This is a genomic window from Kineococcus sp. GCM10028916 (assembly GCF_042674865.1).
In the GTDB taxonomy this organism is placed as follows: domain Bacteria; phylum Actinomycetota; class Actinomycetes; order Actinomycetales; family Kineococcaceae; genus Kineococcus.
The window spans coordinates 270,253-289,199 of record NZ_JBHTFM010000018.1; the positions used below are offsets into that span (position 1 = coordinate 270,253).

The 18,947-nt window shown below is 74.1% G+C and carries 17 protein-coding genes; 8 read left to right on the top strand and 9 right to left on the bottom strand.

Going from position 1 to position 18,947, the window contains the following annotated elements; all coding sequences use genetic code 11:
• Nucleotides 1–4 precede the first annotated feature (4 nt).
• Genes ACFQ46_RS20365 through ACFQ46_RS20380 form a run of 4 tightly spaced genes read left to right on the top strand, consistent with a single transcriptional unit; the run spans nucleotide 5 to nucleotide 3,892 of the window.
• Nucleotides 5–742, top strand: coding sequence for an SDR family NAD(P)-dependent oxidoreductase (locus tag ACFQ46_RS20365; protein ID WP_380261557.1), 738 nt, complete (start codon nucleotides 5–7; stop codon nucleotides 740–742).
• A 1-nt stretch (nucleotide 743) separates the two neighbouring features.
• Nucleotides 744–1,715 carry an aldo/keto reductase gene (locus tag ACFQ46_RS20370; protein WP_380261482.1) on the top strand — a complete coding sequence of 324 codons (972 nt, stop codon included), beginning with the start codon at nucleotides 744–746 and terminating at the stop codon, nucleotides 1,713–1,715.
• On the top strand, nucleotides 1,712–2,539 hold the full coding sequence (locus ACFQ46_RS20375; RefSeq protein ID WP_380261484.1) for an amidohydrolase family protein: 828 nt from the start codon (nucleotides 1,712–1,714) through the stop codon (nucleotides 2,537–2,539). The genes ACFQ46_RS20370 and ACFQ46_RS20375 overlap by 4 nt, the downstream gene beginning before the upstream one ends.
• 12 nt (nucleotides 2,540–2,551) lie before the next feature.
• The gene (locus ACFQ46_RS20380) at nucleotides 2,552–3,892 is read left to right on the top strand and encodes an alpha-L-fucosidase (RefSeq protein ID WP_380261486.1); all 1,341 of its coding nucleotides are present in this window, start codon (nucleotides 2,552–2,554) and stop codon (nucleotides 3,890–3,892) included.
• Nucleotides 3,893–3,895: 3 nt separating this feature from the next.
• Here ACFQ46_RS20380 and ACFQ46_RS20385 read toward each other — a convergent pair whose 3' ends face one another.
• Genes ACFQ46_RS20385 through ACFQ46_RS20400 form a run of 4 tightly spaced genes read right to left on the bottom strand, consistent with a single transcriptional unit; the run spans nucleotide 3,896 to nucleotide 6,345 of the window.
• The gene (locus ACFQ46_RS20385; protein ID WP_380261487.1) at nucleotides 3,896–4,603 is read right to left on the bottom strand and encodes a FadR/GntR family transcriptional regulator; all 708 of its coding nucleotides are present in this window, start codon (nucleotides 4,601–4,603) and stop codon (nucleotides 3,896–3,898) included.
• Between the two features lies 1 nt (nucleotide 4,604).
• Nucleotides 4,605–4,934 carry an L-rhamnose mutarotase gene (locus ACFQ46_RS20390; protein WP_380261488.1) on the bottom strand — a complete coding sequence of 110 codons (330 nt, stop codon included), beginning with the start codon at nucleotides 4,932–4,934 and terminating at the stop codon, nucleotides 4,605–4,607.
• Nucleotides 4,935–4,967: 33 nt separating this feature from the next.
• Nucleotides 4,968–5,639: a pyridoxamine 5'-phosphate oxidase gene (gene pdxH / locus ACFQ46_RS20395; RefSeq protein WP_380261490.1), complete on the bottom strand. Its 672-nt coding sequence runs from the start codon at nucleotides 5,637–5,639 to the stop codon at nucleotides 4,968–4,970.
• 22 nt (nucleotides 5,640–5,661) lie between these two features.
• Nucleotides 5,662–6,345 (bottom strand): Type 1 glutamine amidotransferase-like domain-containing protein, encoded by a 684-nt coding sequence (locus tag ACFQ46_RS20400; protein WP_380261492.1) that lies wholly within the window; start codon nucleotides 6,343–6,345, stop codon nucleotides 5,662–5,664.
• Nucleotides 6,346–6,649: 304 nt separating this feature from the next.
• Here ACFQ46_RS20400 and ACFQ46_RS20405 point away from each other — a divergent pair, with 304 nt between their 5' ends.
• On the top strand, nucleotides 6,650–7,636 hold the full coding sequence (locus ACFQ46_RS20405; protein ID WP_380261494.1) for a LacI family DNA-binding transcriptional regulator: 987 nt from the start codon (nucleotides 6,650–6,652) through the stop codon (nucleotides 7,634–7,636).
• Nucleotides 7,637–7,660: 24 nt separating this feature from the next.
• Nucleotides 7,661–10,678, top strand: coding sequence for an alpha-mannosidase (locus ACFQ46_RS20410; RefSeq protein WP_380261496.1), 3,018 nt, complete (start codon nucleotides 7,661–7,663; stop codon nucleotides 10,676–10,678).
• Here the strand turns inward: ACFQ46_RS20410 and larC are convergent, their stop codons facing one another.
• From larC to ACFQ46_RS20425, 3 genes are read right to left on the bottom strand one after another with little or no spacing between them, the layout of a single operon-like run.
• A complete protein-coding gene (gene larC, locus ACFQ46_RS20415) occupies nucleotides 10,679–11,899 on the bottom strand; it encodes a nickel pincer cofactor biosynthesis protein LarC (protein WP_380261498.1) in 1,221 nt (406 codons plus the stop codon).
• A complete protein-coding gene (gene larB / locus ACFQ46_RS20420; protein WP_380261500.1) occupies nucleotides 11,896–12,585 on the bottom strand; it encodes a nickel pincer cofactor biosynthesis protein LarB in 690 nt (229 codons plus the stop codon). The genes larC and larB overlap by 4 nt, the downstream gene beginning before the upstream one ends.
• Entirely contained in the window at nucleotides 12,578–13,423 is an 846-nt protein-coding gene (locus tag ACFQ46_RS20425) for an asparagine synthase-related protein (RefSeq protein WP_380261502.1), read from the bottom strand. The genes larB and ACFQ46_RS20425 overlap by 8 nt, the downstream gene beginning before the upstream one ends.
• A gap of 157 nt (nucleotides 13,424–13,580) precedes the next feature.
• On the opposite strand from ACFQ46_RS20425, the gene ACFQ46_RS20430 reads away from it, so the two are divergent.
• Nucleotides 13,581–14,687, top strand: coding sequence for a LacI family DNA-binding transcriptional regulator (locus tag ACFQ46_RS20430; protein ID WP_380261504.1), 1,107 nt, complete (start codon nucleotides 13,581–13,583; stop codon nucleotides 14,685–14,687).
• Here the strand turns inward: ACFQ46_RS20430 and ACFQ46_RS20435 are convergent.
• Both ACFQ46_RS20435 and uxaC read right to left on the bottom strand, forming a co-directional pair.
• Nucleotides 14,655–16,046 (bottom strand): mannitol dehydrogenase family protein, encoded by a 1,392-nt coding sequence (locus tag ACFQ46_RS20435; protein WP_380261506.1) that lies wholly within the window; start codon nucleotides 16,044–16,046, stop codon nucleotides 14,655–14,657. The two genes, ACFQ46_RS20430 and ACFQ46_RS20435, sit on opposite strands and share 33 nt — an antisense overlap.
• Nucleotides 16,043–17,467 (bottom strand): glucuronate isomerase, encoded by a 1,425-nt coding sequence (uxaC, locus tag ACFQ46_RS20440; protein ID WP_380261508.1) that lies wholly within the window; start codon nucleotides 17,465–17,467, stop codon nucleotides 16,043–16,045. Before uxaC ends, ACFQ46_RS20435 begins: the two co-directional genes overlap by 4 nt.
• 109 nt (nucleotides 17,468–17,576) lie before the next feature.
• On the opposite strand from uxaC, the gene ACFQ46_RS20445 reads away from it, so the two are divergent.
• Nucleotides 17,577–18,917: a lactate racemase domain-containing protein gene (locus ACFQ46_RS20445; RefSeq protein WP_380261510.1), complete on the top strand. Its 1,341-nt coding sequence runs from the start codon at nucleotides 17,577–17,579 to the stop codon at nucleotides 18,915–18,917.
• Nucleotides 18,918–18,947 lie beyond the last annotated feature (30 nt).

Sequence of the window (18,947 nt, forward strand, 5' to 3'; positions counted from 1 at the left end):
CGGGATGGACGGACTGCGGGTGCTGGTGACCGGGGGCGCCTCGGGGATCGGCGCGGCCACGGCCGCGCGCTTCGAGGAGGAGGGGGCGCGGGTCGTCGTGCTCGACCGCGACCCCGCCGAGGGGTTCACCTCGGTGGTGGCCGACCTCTCCGACGACGCCTCCGTCCGGGCGGCGGTCGCCGAGGCCGTCGAGACCCTCGGCGGGCTCGACGTCCTGGTCAACAACGCGGGGATCGGCGCCGCCGGGAGCGTCGCCGACAACGACGACGAGGAGTGGCACCGCGTGTTCGACGTCAACGTGCTGGGCATCGTGCGCACCACCCGGGCCGCGCTGCCGGCCCTGCGCGCCTCCGAGCACGCGGCCGTGGTGAACACGTGCTCCATCGCGGCGTGGACGGGACTGCCGCAGCGCGCCGTCTACTCCGCCACCAAGGGCGCCGTGCAGGCGCTCACCCTCGCGATGGCCGCCGACCACCTGGCCGACGGGATCCGGGTCAACTGCGTGAACCCGGGGACGGCGGACACGCCGTGGGTGCAGCGCCTCCTCGACGCCAGCGCCGACCCGGCGGCCGAACGGGCTGCGCTGCAGGCCCGGCAGCCCACCGGACGCCTGGTGAGCGCGGCGGAGGTCGCGCACGCGATCGTCCACCTCGCCGACCCGCGGTCCTCGGCCACCACCGGCGTCGCGCTGGCGGTGGACGGTGGCATGCACACGCTCCGTCTCCCCGCCCGGAGCGTGTGACGTGCTGGACCTCGGGCGCTGGGGACTGGGCGCGGCCGCCCTCGGGAACCTCTACACGGCCGTCGACGACGACACCGCCCGGGCGACCGTCGACGCCTGCTGGGACGCCGGGATCCGCTACGTCGACACCGCGCCGCACTACGGGCTCGGGCTGTCGGAGCAGCGGGTGGGTGCGGCGTTGCGCGAGCGGCCGCGCGGTGAGTTCGTGTTGGAGACCAAGGTGGGGCGACTCCTACGACCGGTGCCCGCTCGCGGGCGCGACGACGAGGGCGGGTTCGACGTCCCGGCGGCCTTCGAGCGGGTCTGGGACTTCTCCGCGGCGGGGGTGCGGAGGTCGGTGGAGGAGAGCCTGGAACGTCTCGGGCTGGACCACATCGACGTCGCGCTCGTGCACGACCCCGACGACCACGTCGAGCAGGCCCGGGCCGGGGCGTTCCCGGAACTCCTGCGGATGCGCGAGGAGGGACTGATCGCCGCCGTCGGCGCCGGGATGAACCAGACGGAACTCCCGACCCGGTTCATCGAGGAGTTCGACCTCGACGTCGTCCTCATCGCCGGGCGCTACCACCTGCTCGACGCCAGCGCGCTGACGGAGCTGTTGCCGACCGCGGTGCGCCGGGGAACGGCCGTCGTCCTCGGCGGCGTGTTCGCCTCCGGGATCCTCGCCCACGACGACCCGCCGGCCGAGGCCACCTACGCCTACGCACCGGCACCGGCGGAACTGCTGGAGCGGGCGCGGCGGATCGCGGTGGTCGCCCGCGAGCACGGGACGACGTTGCCGGCGGTGGCCGTGCAGGCCGCTTCCGCGCACCCGGGCGTCGCCTCGCTCGTGCTGGGGATGCGTTCCCCGGCGGAGGTCACCCGCAACGCGGCGCTCTTCGACAGCCCGGTGCCCCCGGAGGCCTGGGAGGCGTTGCAGCGGGAACGCCTGCTGCCCGAGGGGATGCCGGTACCGACGGAGGCCGGCGCGTGACGTCGGTGATCGACGCCCACCACCACCTCTGGGACCCCGCGGTCCGCGCGTACCCGTGGATGGTGGACGAGCTGGCGAGACCCTTCACCCTCGAGGACCTGCGGCAGGTGACGGCGTCGGCCGGGGTGGACCGCACCGTGCTCGTCCAGACCGTCTCCGACCTCGCCGAGACGCGGGAGTTCCTCGCGACCGCGGCCGCGTCGCAGGGGCTCGTCGCCGGCGTCGTCGGCTGGGTGGAACCGACCGGCGACGTCGCGGGGCAGATCGCGGAACTCCGGGACGGGCCGGGGGGCGACCTCCTCGTCGGGGTCCGCCACCAGGTCGAGGACGAGGCCGACCCGGACTGGTTCGCCCGTCCCGGGGTGGTGGACGGTGCGCGGTCGGCCGCCGGCGCGGGGTTGGTGACCGACCTCCTCGTGCGCTTCGACCAGCTCGCGTCCGCGGCCAGGCTCGTGGACGCGGTGCCCGACGGTCGTTTCGTCCTCGACCACGGGGCCAAACCCCCGATGGGTACCGAGGACTACGGCGTCTGGAAGGCGGGCGTCCGCGAGCTCGCCCGCCGCCCGCAGGTCGTCGGCAAGCTCTCCGGCCTCTTCACCCTGGACCACCAGGAACTCCTCCCCGACGCCGTCGCCCACCTGATCGACGTCCTCGGCCCGGACCGGCTGGTCTTCGGGACCGACTGGCCGGTCAGCACCCTCGCCCGCGAGTACGCCGACGTCGTGGCCCGCACCCGGGAACTCCTGAGCGGGTTCTCGAGCAGCGAACGCGACGCCGTCCTGGCCGGGAACGCCGTCTCCACCTACCAGCTGCAACCCCTCTGAGAGGACCACGCCGTGGCCATGTTCACCGACGCCCCGCAGCGTCCCGAGTTGTACCGGAAGTTCGAACGCGAGGTCCCGCAGTGGTACCGGGACGTCAAGTTCGGCATCTTCGTCCACTGGGGCGCCTACTCGGTGCCGGCCTGGGCCGAACCCATCGGTGAGCTCGGCACGATCGACCCCCACGAGTGGATGAAGCACAACCCCTACGCCGAGTGGTACGCCAACACCATCCGCCTCGACGGGTCCCCCGCCCAGCAGCACCACACGGAGGTGCACGGCGGGAAGCCCTACGACGAGTTCCTCGACGAGTGGTCCGCGTCGGAGTTCGACCCGGCCGACCTGGTGGCGCTCTTCCGGCGCGCGGGTGCGGGGTACCTCGTCCCGACCACCAAGCACCACGACGGCATCACGCTGTGGGACGCCCCGGGCACGGGAACCCGCAACACCGTGGCCCGCGGTCCGCGGCGGGACATCGTCGCCGAGTTCGCGGCGGCCGCACGCGCCGCCGGGATGAAGTTCGGCACCTACTACTCCGGCGGTCTCGACTGGCACTTCACCGACCTGGCCCCGCACGACGGCGACCCGCTGCTGGAGAACCGCCCGGTGGACGCGGCGTACAACTCCTACGCCTTCGCCCACGTCGCCGACCTCATCGCGAAGTACGCCCCGGACGTCCTCTGGGGTGACATCGAGTGGCCCGACGCCGGCAAACCCGACGGCCCGGAGAGCTTCGCCCGCATCCTCGAGCAGTACTACGCCGCCGTGCCCGACGGGGTGGTCAACGACCGCTGGGGCCTGACGCACTGGGACTTCCGGACGAGCGAGTACCAGGCCGGTCGCGACGCCGAGTCGCAGGGCGTGTGGGAGAACTGCCGCGGGATCGGCTACTCCTTCGGCTACAACCAGGTCGAGGACGCCTCGCACTACCTCGACGGACCGGGCGCCGTGCGCCACCTGCTGGACGTCGTCTCCCGCGGCGGGAACTTCCTGCTCAACGTCGGCCCCGACGAGGCGGGCCGCATCCCGGAACTGCAGCGGCGCTGCCTCGAACAGGTCGGGGACTGGATGGAGGTCAACTCCTCCGCGGTGCACGGGACGACGACGTGGGCGGAGGGTTCCGCCGCGGAGGATCCGTGGGTCCGCTTCACCCGCAGCGGTGACGTGGTGCACGCCGTCGTCGACGCGAGCGGCCCGGTGACCCTCGACGTCCCCGCCGGGGCGCTCTCGCCCGCCTCGGCCCGGCTGCCCGACGGCACCCCGGTGCCGGCGCGGGAGGAGGACGGCCGGGTCGTGCTCGAGGTCCCCACCACGACGGTGCCCGGTCCGGTCGTGGTGGACCTCGACCTGGCGTGACGGTCAGGCGGGCGGGAGCGGTCCGCCGCCACCGCGGTCGGCACTGACCGATCGCAACCACTGCTCGACACCCGCGACGTGGACCTCGGCCCAGGCCCGGGCCACGTCGTGGCGGCGCGTGGCCATCGCCTGCTGGATGGCGCGGTGCTCGTCGAGGGTCCGGGTCGTCGCGGACTCCTGGGTCAGCCCGCGCCACACGCGGGCCCGGTGCAGCGGGCCGGAGAAGCTCTCGATGAGGGAGGCGAGGACGGAGTTCCCCGACCCCAGGGCGATCCGTCGGTGGAACTCCTGGTCGTTGGCGACCAGGTCCTCCACGGTGGGGTCGGGACCCAGCTCGTCGAGCAGGTCGGCGAGTCCGGCGATCTCGGCGTCGTCCATGCGGGTCGTCGCCATCGACGTCGCGGCGGGTTCGAGGAGCCGCCGGACCTCGAGGAACTCCAGCAGCGAGTCGTCGCGCTGGACGTCCACGACGAACGTCACCGCGTCCAGCATCACCCCGGGTTCGAGGCTGGAGACGTAGGTGCCGTCCCCCTGCCGGACGTCGAGGACGTTGATGAGGGCCAGCGCCCGGACCGCTTCGCGCAGCGAGTTGCGGGACAGCCCGAGGGCGGCGCTGAGTTCCGCCTCGCGGGGCAGCCGGTCACCCGGGCGGAGCTCCCCGCCGAGGATCATCTGCTTGATCTGCTCGATGGCCTCGTCGGTGAGCGCCACGTCAGCCGTTCCCGCGCTGCTGGTCCCGGAAGCTCCACACGAACGGCAGACCGTCGTCCCCGCCGGAGTAGTCGTCGGCCGCCGACTGCAGGGGAGTCACCCGCGCCTGCCAGGCCAGGTTCGCGGGGTGCTCCCGGAGGTGTTCGCGCATCACCTGGTAGTCCTCGACGTCGAGCCAGTGGAAGACGTCGCAGCCGTCGCGCCAGATCCGCCAGTCGCGCACCCCGGCCTCGGCCAGGGCCTGCAGGAGGTCGTCGGGAACCCTCGCGTGCAACCGGTCGTAGTCCTCGACCGCGTCCTCGTGCAGGCGGGTGTGCAACGTCCTCTCCATGCCGCAACGCTACCCGCAGTCCCCCCGCGGAGTTCAGGGTTGGCGACGTTCGACCCGCCAGGGCCCGGCGTCGTCCAGGGGGGCCGGACCGGCGTCGGCCACGAAGACCAACCGGTCGTGCAACCGGGAGGTCCGGCCCTGCCAGAACTCCACCTCCCGGGCCCGCACGAGGTACCCGCCCCAGTGCGGGGGCACCGGCACGTCGTCCGCGGAACCGGTGTCCGGCCAGCGTTCCCGCAGTTCCGCCTCGCGCGCGTGCAGGGCGGCGGCGGAGGGGACGGTCTGCGACTGCTCGCTCGTCCAGGCCCCGATGCGGGAACCGTGGGGCCGGCTGACGAAGTAGGCCTCGGTCTCGGCCCGGGGGACCTCCTCGGCCACACCACGGACGGAGACCTGACGGTGCAGGCCGTGCCAGCCGAAGAGCAGCGAGACCCGCGGGTCGTGGGCGATCCCGCGGGCCTTGCGGGAACGCTGGTTGGTGAAGAACACGAACCCCCGGCCGTCGACCGCCTTGAGCAGGACGGTGCGGGCCGAGACGCCGTCGGCGTCCACCGTCGCCACGACCATCGCGTTGGGTTCGACCACGTCGGCGGCCACGGCGGCCGAGTACCAGTCCTGGAACTGCGCGAGCGGTGTCGCGGCGAGGGTCGACTCGTCGAAGGAGGTGGTGCCGTAGTCGACACGACGGGCAGCGGGGTCTTCCACGGGACCACGGTATCCCCGCGGCTCAGCCGCCCGTCAGCCGCCAGGTGGTTCCCGCGGGGAGCTCACGGTCCGCGCCGTCGGGCGTGAAGAGGTGCAGCGGCTCCGGACCGACCGCGCGGGCCCGCGTCCCGTCGCTGACCAGACCGCTGCGCTCGGGGAGGCCGATCACGACGCGACCGCGGCTGCGGGACCAGTGCCGGAGTTCCGCCGTGAGCGAGGGTTCGTGGTGCGGCCGGAGGACGGCCCCGGCGACGCGGTCGAACCCGAGGGTGTCGGTGACGCCGGCGTGGTTCGGGTCCAGTCCCTCCGCGATCGCGATGTCCGCGCCGAGCAGGACGGCTCCCGCGCTCCCGCCGTAGACCAGCCCGCCGCCGTCGAGGAACGTCCGCAACGGTGGCCAGAGGCCGCGCTGCCGGATCTCCCGAGCCAGGTCGAAGGTGTTGCCGCCCGGGACGGCCACCACGTCCACCCCGGTCAGGTCACCGTCCCCGTCGTCCTCGTCGTCCTCGCCCACGCCCCAGGCCTGCACCGTGAACTCGCCCCGGGCGGCCAGGGCGGCGCGGAACCAGCGGACGCTGCCGTCGCGCTGTGCCCCAGGAGCCATCGCGAACGGCCAGAGGGCGACGCGGCGACCCGGCAGGAACACCTCGTCCCACAGCAGTGCTTCGTCGTGCTCGTCCCCGCCGCCGCCGAGGTGGACCGTCACGCCATCACCCCGTCACCCCGTCACCCCGCCGTGCGTCGTGGCACCGCCCGGTCGCTCGTCCTCGGCGTCGGTTCCCGGACCGGGACGGGACGCCCGTTCGCCGGGCAGGGACACGTCGTCGACCTCCACCCGTCCAGGATGCCGCACGGGCGGCTCGCGCGGGGGCGGGCCCCGGTGCGGGTGGGACAGGGCACCGCGAACCCGCTGACGCGCGGACGACCATCGGCTACCTTGTCGCCGAAGGCTCTGGAAACGTTCGCAGGGCAGCAGGGAGGTCGTGGTGGGTCCAGGTCGTCCGCCCACGATGCGTGACGTCGCAGCGCACGCCGGGGTCAGCGTCAGCACCGTCTCGCGGGTCGTCAACGCCGAGAGGTACGTCGACCCGGGGACGCGCGAGAAGGTCGAGGCGTCCGTCGCGAGCCTGGGGTTCCTGCGCAACGAGAGCGCCCGCACGCTCCGGCCGGGGCAGCGCACCGCGACCATCGCCCTCGTCGTCGAGGACCTCACGAACCCCTTCTCCGCCGACCTGGCCCACGGGGTCGAACTCGTCGCGGCCGGCGCGGGGTACGTGATGCTGCTGCTCTCGACCGGTCGCGACGCGAACGGCGACCGGGACCGGGCCCGGGAACGCGAGATCGTCGCCGAACTGCTGAGCCGCCGGGTGGACGGCGTCCTGATCGTCCCGGGGGCCGACGACGCGGACGGCCACTACGCCGCGCTGGCCGAGCGCGCCCCCGTCGTCTTCGTCGACCGCCTCCCGCGCGGGGTCCGGGGTGACGTCGTCCTGCTGGACAACTCCGGCGGCAGCCGGCGTCTCACGACGTGGTTGCTGGAGCGGGGGCACCGCCGGATCGGTTACGTCGGCGGCGACCAGCGGTCCGGTCCGGGATCCCGCCGGTACGCGGGGTTCCGCGCGGCGCTCAAGGCGGCGGGGATCGGCGAGGAGCCCGAACTGCTCCGGTTCGGTCACCACAGCAGCGACGAGGCCAGGACCGCGACGAACGGGCTCCTCGCGCTGTCGCGACCGCCCACCGCGCTGTTCTGCGACAACAACCGGATGACGGTCGGTGCGCTGCTCGCCGTCCACCGGGCGCGGGCCGACGTCGTCCTCGCGGGTTTCGACACCGTGGAACTCGCCGAGGTCCTCGTGGACCGGGTCGCCCTCGTGACCTACGATCCCGTCGACGTCGGTCGCCGGGCGGCGAGGCTGCTCACCGAGCGGCTGTCCGGCGAGACGTCCGCCCCACGTCGCATCACCGTTCCGGTCGAACTCGCGGAGTTCGGCAGCTGAAGAAGGACCGTCGAGGAGGACGTCGTGCACGACCAGCGTCAGGTCACCGAAGCCCGTCTGGAACGAGCGGTCGTGCAACGCATCGCGCCCGCCGTGCACACCCGGTCCCTGCCCCTGGAGGTGGCCGCCTGGCCCGCACCGGGTGAACCCGTCCCGATCGAGGAGGGCCTCGGCGCGACGTACGGCGAGTTCGCCGTGGGGCAGGCCTGGGGACCGCCCTGGAGCACCACCTGGTTCCGGTTGCGCGGGGAGGTCCCGGCGGACTGGGCCGGACGTGAGGTCGAGGTCGTGTTCGACCTGGGCACCGACGCCCGCAACGTGGGGTTCCAGGCCGAGGGGCTCGTCTACACGCCGGCGGGCGAACCGGTGAAGTCCATCAACCCGCTCTCGACCTGGATCCCGGTGCCGGCCGGGACGACGACGTTCGAGTTCTTCGTCGAGGCCGCGGCCAACCCCGACGTGCTCGGTGGCGGCGGGCGGGCGTTCGACCCCTCCCCGATGGGTGACGTGCTGACCGCCCCGAGGGACCCGCTCTACGTCCTGGCCCGCGCCGACCTCTGCGTGCGCGACGTCGAGGTCGCCGAACTGCTGAGCGACCTCGAGGTCCTCGGCGGGCTGATGGTGGAACTCCCGCTCGAGGACGCCCGGCGCCACGAACTCCTGCGGGGCATCGACCTGGCGCTCGACGCCCTCGACCCGCACGACGTGGCCGGCTCCGCCGCCCGGACGCGGGCGGTGCTCGCTCCGTTGTTCGCCGCGAAGGCCCGCGCCTCGGCGCACCGCGTCAGCGCCGTCGGCCACGCGCACATCGACTCCGCGTGGCTCTGGCCCCTGCGCGAGACGGTCCGCAAGGTCGCGCGGACGGCGGCGAACGTCACCCAGCTGATGGACGTGCACCCCTCCTTCGTCTACGCCATGAGTTCCGCCCAGCAGTTCGCCTGGATCGCCGAGCACCGCCCCGAGGTGCACGCGAAGGTGAAGCGGCGCATCGCCGAGGGACGTTTCGTCCCCGTCGGCAGCATGTGGGTCGAGTCCGACACCAACATGGTCGGGTCCGAGGCCATGGTCCGCCAGTTCCTCGAGGGCAAGGGGTACTTCGCCCGCGAGTACGGGATCGACACCGAGGAGGCGTGGCTCCCCGACTCCTTCGGGTACTCGGCGGCGTTGCCGCAGATCATGAAGCTCGCCGGGGTCCGCTGGTTCCTCACCCAGAAGATCTCCTGGAACACCGACAACAAGTTCCCGCACCACACCTTCGACTGGGAGGGCATCGACGGCACCCGGATCTTCACCCACTTCCCGCCCGTCGACACCTACAACTCCGAGCTCTCGGCGAAGGAACTCGCGCACGCCGCCCGGAACTACCAGGAGAAGGGCCGCGCCGGCTGGTCCCTCGTCCCGTTCGGCTGGGGCGACGGTGGCGGTGGCCCCACCCGCGAGATGCTCTCCCGCGCCGACCGCCTCGGGGACCTGGAGGGCTCGACGAGGGTCTCCCTGCACTCACCCCGCGAGTTCTTCACCACGGCCGAGGCGGACTACCCCGACCGGCCCGTCTGGTCCGGCGAGCTGTACCTGGAGCTGCACCGCGGCACGTACACCTCGCAGGCGAAGACCAAGCAGGGCAACCGGCGCAACGAGCACCTGCTGCGCGAGGCCGAGCTCTGGGCCACCACGGCGAGCGTCCGGCACGGAGCGGAGTACCCCGCGGCGAGGTTGCAGGAGTTGTGGCGGACGGTGCTGCTGCACCAGTTCCACGACATCCTGCCCGGTTCCTCGATCGCGTGGGTGCACCGCGAGGCCGCGGCCACCCACGCCCGGGTCGGCGCGGAACTCGAGGGGCTCATCACGACCTCGTTGGCGACGGTGGCGGGGGAGGGCACGACCGCGCTCGTCGCCAACCCCACCCCGCACCCGCGCACCGGGGTGCCCGCGCTCGGTCTCGGCGTCGCGGAACCCTCCGCCGCCGTCGTGACGTCCACCTCCGACGGCCCCGACACCGTCCTGGACAACGGGGTGCTGCGGGTGCGCGTCGACGCGGCCGGCAACGTCACCTCCGTCCTCGACCTCACCGCCGACCGGGAGGTGCTGCTGCCGGGGACGCACGCCGGTCTGCTGCAGCTGCACCGCGACACCCCCAACAAGTGGGACGCCTGGGACGTCGACGCGCACTACCGCCACGTCGTGCGCGACCTCGTCGAGGCCGACTCCGTCGAGCTGCACGCCGACGAGGGGGAGGGGGCGAGCGTCGTCGTCACCCGGTCCACCGGTGCGAGCACCCTCGTCCAGACGGTCCGGTTGCCGCGCGGGGAGTCCCGCATCGCCTACACCCTCGACGTCGACTGGCACGAGCGCGAGGCGATGCTCAAGGCGGCCTTCGGCCTCGACGTCCACGCCGACCGCTCCGCCTCCGAGATCCAGTTCGGTCACGTGTTCCGGGCGACCCACGAGAACACCAGCTGGGACGCTGCCCGGTTCGAGATCTGCGCGCACCGCTGGCTGCACGTCGCGGAGGCCGGGTACGGCGTCGCGGTGACGAACTCCGCCACCTACGGTCACGACGTGACCCGCTCGGTCGTGGCCGACGGCCGCCCCGGCACCACGGTGCGGTTGTCGCTGCTGCGGGCCCCGCTCTCGCCGGACCCGGAGACCGACCAGGGCCGTCACGTCCTGGAGTACTCCCTCGTGGTGGGGGCGGACATCGCCGACGCCGTGCGCGAGGGGTACCGGCAGAACCTGCCGGAACGGGTCGTCACCGGCGCCGGTCCGGTCGCACCACTCGTCGCCGTCGACGTCCCGGGCGTGGTGGTGGAGGCCGTGAAGCTCGCCGAGGACGGGTCGGGCGACGTCGTCGTCCGGCTCTACGAGTCCCTGGGGGCACGCGAGCGCGCCCGGCTCACCTGGGGTTTCCCGGTCGCGTCGGTGTCCGAGGTCGACCTGCTCGAACGCCCGCGGGAGGAAGGCGTGACGAGCGTGCAGGACGGCGGGGCGAGCGTCTCGCTGCGCCCCTTCCAGATCCTCACCCTCCGCCTCGCCCGGGCCTGATCAGGGCGTGTCCCGCAGGACGGCGCCGGGGGGTGGGGGAGCGCCGACCACCCACCCGGCGTCGGCCGCGGCGGCGAGCGCAGCGGTCAGGGTGGTGCGTTCCGGCCGGCCGCTCGCCCGGGCCAGCGCGGCGACGGTGTCGAACTCCGGCATCACCTGCCGGACGATCCCGTCGGCGTGGCCGACCTTCACCGCGACGCTCCCGCCCTCGACCGCCACGTCGACCCAGCCCCGCGGCAGCGCGAACCGGGTGCAGTCGCTGCGGCGCACGCCCAGCGTCGACGTGCTCGCGACCACCTCCGCCTCGAGCGCGTCGGCGCGTTCGGGCGCGGCCAGCACGGTGAGGACGTGCGCCGGGCGGCCCTTCTTCATGAGGACGGGGACGAGCCACGCGTCGTCGGCGCCGGCGGCGAGCAACCCCGCGAGGACCCCCGGCCACAACCGGGGGTCGAGGTCGTCGACGTTCGCCTCGAGCTGGACCCCGCTGCGGCGCGGAACCGCTGCGGCCGTGCGCGTCCCGACGACCACCCGGGTCACGTTCGGACGCCCGGCGACGTCGCGCGTCCCCGCCCCGGTGCCCGACCCCGTGACCCGCAGCCCGGGCAGGTCCTCGTCCTCGCCGAGCGCCGCGAGGAGGGCCATCCCGGTGGGGGTGGTGAGTTCGCCCTCGCCGCCGGCCAGCACCCGCCGGCCCCGGGAGAGTTCCACGACGGCGGGGACGGGGACGGGGATCGAGCCGTGCGCGGCCCGGACCCGTCCTGAGCCGAGGGCCACGGCTCCCGAGCTCACGGTGGTGATCCCGAGGTCGTGCAGCGCGGCGCAGACCCCGACGACGTCGGCGATCGAGTCGAGCGCGCCGACCTCGTGGAAGTGCACGTCGGCCGCGGGCACCCCGTGGACGTGGCCCTCGGCCCGGGCCAGCAGCGCGAACACCGCGGTGGCGTCGTCGCGCACCCGGTCCGCGAGGCCCGCGCCGGTCAGCATCGCCTCGATGCTCGACCAGCTGCGGTGCGGCGGGTCGTCGTCGAGCAGTCCCACCTCCGCCTTCGTGGCCCGCAGCCCGGCCCGGGTGACGGTCGCCGTCGAGATCGCCACGGCGTCCCCCACGACCGCGGCCACGGCGACCCGGACGGCGTCCAGCGACGCGCCCGCGTCCAGCAGGGCGCCGAGCAGCATGTCCCCGGCGATGCCGGCGGAGACGTCGATCCACGCGTGCGTCATGCCCCGTCCTCCTGGGGTGCGGCGATCTGCGCGGCCAGGTGGCCTGCGCCGTAACCGTTGTCGATGTTCACGACGCTCACCCCCGGCGCGCACGAGTTCAGCATGGTCAGCAGCGGCGCGAGCCCGCCGAACGCCGCGCCGTAGCCGACGGAGGTCGGCAACCCGACGACCGGGGCGCTCACCAGCCCGGCGACGACGCTGGGCAGCGCGCCGTCCATCCCGGCGGCCACGACGATCACCCGGGCCCGGCGGAGCAGGTCGAGGCGGGCGAGCACGCGGTGCAGCCCGGCGACGCCGACGTCGACGACGAGTTCGCTGCGCCGGCCCAGGTAGCCCGCGGTGAGGTGCGCCTCCCGCGCGGCGGGCAGGTCGGAGGTCCCCGCGGCGAGGACGACGACGAGGCCGCCCCGCGGTTCCGGCCGCGTCGGCGGCCAGGCCAGCAGCCCGGCGCTCTCGTCGTGGAACGCGTCGGGCAGGACGTCCAGGACGGCGGCGGCGTGCCCGGCACCGGCCCGGGTGAACAACGTCGTGACGTCGGGACGCCCGGCAAGCGCGGTCGCGATGCGCCGCACCTGCTCGGGGGTCTTGCCGGCGCAGTAGACCGCCTCGGGGTAGCCGCGCCGCGCTCCGCGGTCCAGGTCGAGCTCGGCGATCCCGGCCAGCGGGTCGGGGAGCGGCTCAGCCACGCTGCAGCACCTCCAGGGTGAACGCCCCGGACTGCATCCCGGCGAGGTCGAGGGTCGCCCAGCGGAACCCCGCCCCGCGCACGGCGCTCAGCACCTCCGGGCGCAGCTCGCCGGCCGCGCGCAGCAGGTCCTCGGGGTGCAGCTCCAGCCGGGCGATCTCGCCGTGGTGGCGGACCCGGACGTCCGGCAACCCCAGCGCGTGCAGCGCCGCCTCGGCGGACTCGACCTGGGCGAGCTTGGCCGGGGTGACCTCCTGGTGGTGCGGGATGCGCGACGCGAGGCACGGCGCGGCGGGTTTGTCGGCGCAGGGCAGGGCCCAGGCCCGGGCGAGCGCGCGGACCTGCGCCTTGTCCATGCCGGCGTCGGCCAGTGGCCGCAGGACCCGGTGCGCCGCAGCCGCTCTCGACCCCGGACGGTCGGGGCGCCGGGCGTCGTCGGCGTTCTCGCCGTAGGCGACGGCGTCCAGCCCGTGCGCCTGCACGACGTCGTCGTCGATCCGCTGGAACAGCTCGTCCTTGCAGTGGAAGCAGCGGTCCGGGCCGTTGGCGCGGTAGGCGGGGTTGTCGCCCTCGCGGGTCGCGACCTCCAGCACCCGGACCCCGACGTGGGCGGCGACGTCGTGGGCCGCGACCCGTTCGCTCGCGGGCAGGCTCGGGGACACCCCGAGGACGGCGGTCACCCGCGACGCTCCCAGCGTGCGCGCCGCGGCCGCCAGCACGACGGAGGAGTCGACCCCGCCGGAGAACGCGACGCCGAGCCGCTCGATGCCCTCGAAGCAGCGCGCCAGCGGGCCGGGCACCCCGTCCCGGTCGGGGGGGACGGGTGACGAGCTGGGCATCGCGGTTCCTTCCGGTTCGCTCGGGCGACCGCACGCGCACGGTCCTGCACCCCATTCAAGCCACCCGGGACAGCGGGGACCACCACGGTTGCCAGGAGTTGCTACGGTCGCCCGCAACCGCGGTGCGACGGGGCGACGGGGGACCGGAGGTGGGGACGTGGACGAGATCGCGCCCGGGGTCTCCCCCGAACCTCCCGAGCCGGCCCGCGACGCCGGCGTCACCATCTACGACGTCGCGGCGGCCGCCGGGGTGTCCGCCTCGACCGTCTCGCGGGCGCTGTCGAAACCCGGGCGGGTGAGCTTCCGCACCGCCGAACACGTCCGCCGGGTGGCCACCGGGCTGGGGTACCGGTCCTCGCGGACGCTGCTGCCGATGTCCGCCCGCGGGACGGGCGTGCTCGCCTTCGTGGTGGCCGACATCGCCAACCCGGTGTTCGTCGGGATGATCCGCGGGGCCGAGCGCGCCGCGGCCCGCAACGACCTCACCCTGGCGATCGTCGAGACGCAGGAGTCCGAGCACGCCGAGGCGCAGGCCCTGGCCCGTCTGGAGGCGACGGTGGACGGTTTCGTCCTGGCCTCCTCCCGGCTGAGCGACCAGGCGATCCGGGCGGTGGCGAAGCGCCGGCCGGTCGTCGTGCTGAACCGTTCCGTCGGGTCGGTCACCTCGGTGCTCAGCGACAACGTCCGGGCCGTCGAGAAGGCCGCCGAGCACCTCGTGGAGCGGGGACACTCCTCCATCGCCTACCTCGCCGGGCCCGAGAACTCCTACGCGGACGGGACCCGCTGGCGCGGTCTGCAGGAGGCGGGTCTGGAGCTGGACCTGCGGGTCGTCCGCATCGGCGCGAACCTGCCCACCCTGCGCGGGGGGGCCGAGGCCGCGCGGGTCTGGGGGAGGCGCCCGACCACCGCGGTCATCGCCTACAACGACCTCATGGCCATCGGGTTCCTCAAGGCGGTGACCGCGGGCGGGCGCCGTGTCCCGCAGGACGTCAGCGTCATCGGGTTCGACAACATCGTGGACGCCGAACTCGTCGGGCTGACCTCGATCGCGGCCCCGCTGGTGGACATCGGCGCGACCGGGGTCGCGCACGTGGCCTCCGGCAGCGTCCGGCCCGTCGGTGGTGCTCTCGACGGACTCACCGGCGAACCCGTCCTGCTGCCGGCCTGGCTCGTCGTGCGCGGGTCCACCGGCCCCCACGCCGGCTCACGTCCCGGCCGGCGCCCGGCGACCTCAGTCCCTCGGGGTCAGCGCCGCGAGGCGTGACGCGACGAGCTCCACGAGCTCGCGGTCCTTCCCGAGCCCGGGGTGCAGCAGGTCCAGGACGTCTGGGACCCCTTGCGCCGCAGCGTGCCCCGCCCGGTCCGCCGACGGGTCGTCGACGGGCGCCCCGACGCCCCGCAGGTGCAGGACCCACGCCGCGATCGCGGTCGCGCAGCCCACCGGGGACCGGCCGCCAGCGCGTTCGGCCAGCAGCGCGGGGACGATCCGCAACGGCAGCTTGAGCGAACCGCCGGCGGCGATCTGCGCGAGCAGGTGCCGCACCCCGGGGTTCGCGTAGCGCTCCAGCAACGCCGCCCGGTACGCGGTGAGCTCCTCGGCCGGGAGGTCGAGGTGACGGCAGGCCTCGTCCCAGAACTCCTCGACCCAGCCCCGGCACTCCGGATCGGCGACGGCGTCGGCGATGGTGCGGTGGCCCCGCACGCTCGCGGCGTAGGCCAGCAGCGAGTGCGACCCGTTGAGCAGCCAGAGCTTGCGCCGCTCGTAGGGGGTCACGTCGTCGACGAAGGTCACCCCGGCGCTCTCCCAGGCCGGGCGGCCGGCGGGGAAGCGTCCGCTGACGACCCACTCCGAGAACGGCTCCGTCGGGACGGGCGCCTCGTCGGTGGTCCCGGTCAGCGCGGTCACGGTGGCGAGCACCTCCTCGGTCGTCGCGGGCGTGATCCGGTCGACCATGGAGTCGGCGAAGTCGACCTCCGCCCCGATCCACGCGTGCAGCGCGGGGTCGAGGAGTTCCGCCAGCTCCAGCACGACCGTCGCCGTCACCGCCCCGTTGTGCGCGAGGTTGTCGCAGGAGAGCACCGTGACCGGGCCCGCTCCGGACTCCCGGCGGGCGGCGAGACCCGCGACGAGACGCCCCGGCAGGGTGCTCACCGGAGCGGTGACGTCGGTGCGCAGGGCCTGCAGGTCGGTGACGACGTCGGAGCGGTCGACGTCGAGGTGCCCGTCGCCCGTGCGCAGGTAGGCGGCCTCGGTCGCCGTGATCGTGACGATCGCCGTCTCGCGGCGGCGCAGCAGGTCCAGGTAGGCCTCGTGGTCGGTGCTGGGGTGCACCTGCGCGAGCGACCCGATCACCTCGGCGTGGTCGCCGTCGGCCCCGCGCACGAGCAGCGTGTAGAGCCCGTCCTGGCGGTCGAGACGGACCGCGGCGTCGGGACGACGGCCGGTGAACGCGGCGATGCCCCACTCCGCGGCGTCGGTGGCGTGCGCGGTGTACCAGGCCTGGTGAGCGCGGTGGAAGTTCCCCAGCCCCAGGTGCACGATGCGCACCGGGGGCGCGGGCGGGGTCCCGGGCAGGTCGCGGGACAGGCGCACGGTCTGGGAGCCGGTCTGGGTGCGGGTCACAGTCGGAACGCCTTCCGCGGGTTGCGGGTCACGAGGTCGACGATCGTCTCGGCCGCCTCGTCCTCCTCGAGCCGGCCGTCGGCGACGAGGGTGGAGAGGTGGACGGCGTCGAGACGGCGCGCCATGTCGTGGCGGGCGGGGATCGAGCAGAACGCGCGGGTGTCGTCGATGAACCCCGACGACTTGGAGAACCCCGCCGTCTCGGTGACCGCAGCACGGGCCCGCCCGATCGCGTCGGGGGCGTCGAGGAACCACCACGGCGCCCCCACGTGCACCGCGGGGTAGAAACCGGCCAGCGGGGCGATCTCGCGGGAGAACGTCGTCTCGTCCAGGGTGAACAGGACCAGCTGGAACCCGGGGTTCGTCCCGAAGTCCTCCAGCACCGGCCGCAGCGCGCGGGTGAACTCGACCTGGACGGGGATGTCGGCGCCGACGTCCTTGCCGAACTCCCGCGCGGTCGGGCCGTGGTGGTCGCGGCACACCCCCGGGTGAAGGGTCATGACGAGACCGTCCTCCGACGACATCCGCGCCATCTCCCAGAGCAGGTGCCGGCGCAGCGTCGTGGCCTCGGCCTCCCGCAGTTCGCCCTTGCGGGCCAGCGCGTAGAGGTCGGCGGCCGTGCCCGCGTCGAGCTTGTCGGTGCGGACGTCGACGTGGCTGTGGTCGGCCGACACGGCACCGTGGGCGCGGAAGTGGTCGCGCCGGTCCTGCAGCGCCGCGAGGAACCCCCGGAAGTCGCCGGTGTCGATCCCGGACACCTCGTGCAGGCGGTCGGCGTGGTCGTTCCAGTCGGGTGCACCGACCTCGAGGTAGCGGTCGGGCCGGAACGTCGGGACCACCCGGCCGGTGAACGTCGGGTCCTGCGCCAGCAGCCGGTGGTCGGCGAGGTCGTCGCACGGGTCGTCCGTCGTGGCCAGGACCTCGACGCCGAACCGCTCGAACAGGGCCCGGGGCCGGAACTGCGGGGTCGCCAGCGTCGCGGCGATGCGGTCGTGGATCTCGTCGGCGGTGTCGGCCGAGGGGCGGACGTCGACGCCGAAGAGTTCCACCAGCTGGACCTGCATCCAGTAGCGCACCGGGGTCCCGCGGTAGGCGGACCAGTTCTCGCAGAGCAACCGGAACGCCCGGCGGGACCCGTCGGCGTCCAGGGTGGTGCCCACCCCCAGGTCGCCGAGGTGGACGCCCTGGGCGTGCAGCATCCGCGTCACGTAGTGGTCGGGGGTGATGAGCAGCGACGTCGGGTCCCCGAAGGGGGTGTCGTGGGCGAGCCACGCCGCCGGCACGTGGCCGTGGGGGGAGAGGATGGGCAACCCCGAGACCTGGGCGTGCAGCCGCCGCGCGATCTCCCGGCGGACGGGGTCCGCGGGCAGCAGGCGGTCGGGGTCGAGCTGCAGCGGCGCAGCGGGCGTGGGCGACGACATGGGTCAACCTGAGCCCGGTCGCCGCGCCGCGGGCCACTAGTTGCCGGGAGTTGCCACCGCAGGGCGTCCCCCCTCGACAGCCCCGGGTGCCGAGATCCAGGCTCGGCGGGTGAACGTCACCGCGAGACCAGAGTGGGCGGACAGCTACGGCACCGATCCGGGTGATCCCACCCGCGCCGACGTCATCGGCGGCCCGGGCGAACGCCTCGACCCCGCCGCCGTCGACGCCTTCGTCCGCGACGTCGTCACCCGCACCGCCGTCGACGGGAAGCGGGTCTGCCTCGTCGTCCCCGACGCCACCCGCAGCTGTCCGCTGCCGCAGCTGCTGCGGGCCGTGCACGCGGGCCTGGCCGGTCGGGCGAGCAGCGTCGACGTCGTGATCGCCCTCGGCACCCACCAGGGCATGAGCGAGGAGCAGCTCGCCCGCCACCTCGGCCACCCGGTCGGTGACCCGGGGGCGGTCTACCCGGGGTGGAACGTCGTCAACCACGCCTCGTGGGACCCGGCGACCTTCACCACCCTCGGCACGATCCCCGCGCAGCGCCTGGCCGAACTCACCGGGGGGTTGTTGACGGGGCCGGACGTCGAGGTGGCGATCAACCGCCTCGTCGCCGAGGCCGACGTCGCGCTCGTCGTGGGGCCGGTGTTCCCGCACGAGGTCGTGGGGTTCTCCGGCGGCAACAAGTACTTCTTCCCCGGGGTGTCGGGGCAGCAGGTCATCGACGTCTCGCACTGGGTGGGGGCGCTCATCACCAGCGCCGCGATGATCGGCAGCCGCGGGGTCACCCCCGTGCGCGCCCTGATCAACGAGGCCGCGGCGATGGTCCCCGCCCAGCGTCTGGCCCTGTGCCTCGTCGTCGCGTCCGGCACCGACGTGCTGCACGCCGCGGCCTTCGGCACGCCCGAGGACGCCTGGGCCGCCTGCGCCGAGGTCTCCACGCAGACCCACGTCACCTACCTGGACCGGCCGTTCCGGCGCGTCCTCTCGATCGTGCCCGAGAAGTACGAGGACCTCTGGACCGCCGCGAAGGGTTTCTACAAGCTCGAACCCGTCGTGGCCGACGGGGGCGAACTCATCCTCTACGCGCCGCACATCACGCAGGTGTCGGTCATGCACCCGCACATCACCGAGATCGGGTACCACAACCGCGACTACTTCACGGGGCAGTGGGAGAGGTTCTCCGACCAGCCGTGGGGTGACCTCGCGCACTCCACCCACCTGCGCGGGCAGGGGACCTGGGACGCCGCGCACGGCGAACGCAACCGCGTCACCGTGACGCTGGCGACGGGCATCCCCGAGGAGGTGGCCCGGGCGGTGAACCTCGGCTACCTCGACCCGGCGGGCGTGGACGTCGCGGAGTTCCTCGCCGACCCGGAGACGTTCGTGGAACCGCACGCCGGCGAGGTCCTGTACCGCCTGCGCGACGCTCCCCTCCCGCCGCCGGCGTGAGACCCCCGACACCCACGACCAGCTCGCACA

What these genes read in the sequence shown, in the direction of transcription:
- ACFQ46_RS20390 (WP_380261488.1), bottom strand. Translation starts at nt 4,934, where the DNA reads ATGGAGAGGACGTTGCACACCCGCCTGCACGAGGACGCGGTCGAGGAC.
- ACFQ46_RS20405 (WP_380261494.1), top strand. Translation starts at nt 6,650, where the DNA reads ATGCGTGACGTCGCAGCGCACGCCGGGGTCAGCGTCAGCACCGTCTCG.
- larC (WP_380261498.1), bottom strand. Translation starts at nt 11,899, where the DNA reads ATGACGCACGCGTGGATCGACGTCTCCGCCGGCATCGCCGGGGACATG.
- uxaC (WP_380261508.1), bottom strand. Translation starts at nt 17,467, where the DNA reads ATGTCGTCGCCCACGCCCGCTGCGCCGCTGCAGCTCGACCCCGACCGC.
- ACFQ46_RS20365 (WP_380261557.1), top strand. Translation starts at nt 5, where the DNA reads ATGGACGGACTGCGGGTGCTGGTGACCGGGGGCGCCTCGGGGATCGGC.
- ACFQ46_RS20425 (WP_380261502.1), bottom strand. Translation starts at nt 13,423, where the DNA reads ATGCCCAGCTCGTCACCCGTCCCCCCCGACCGGGACGGGGTGCCCGGC.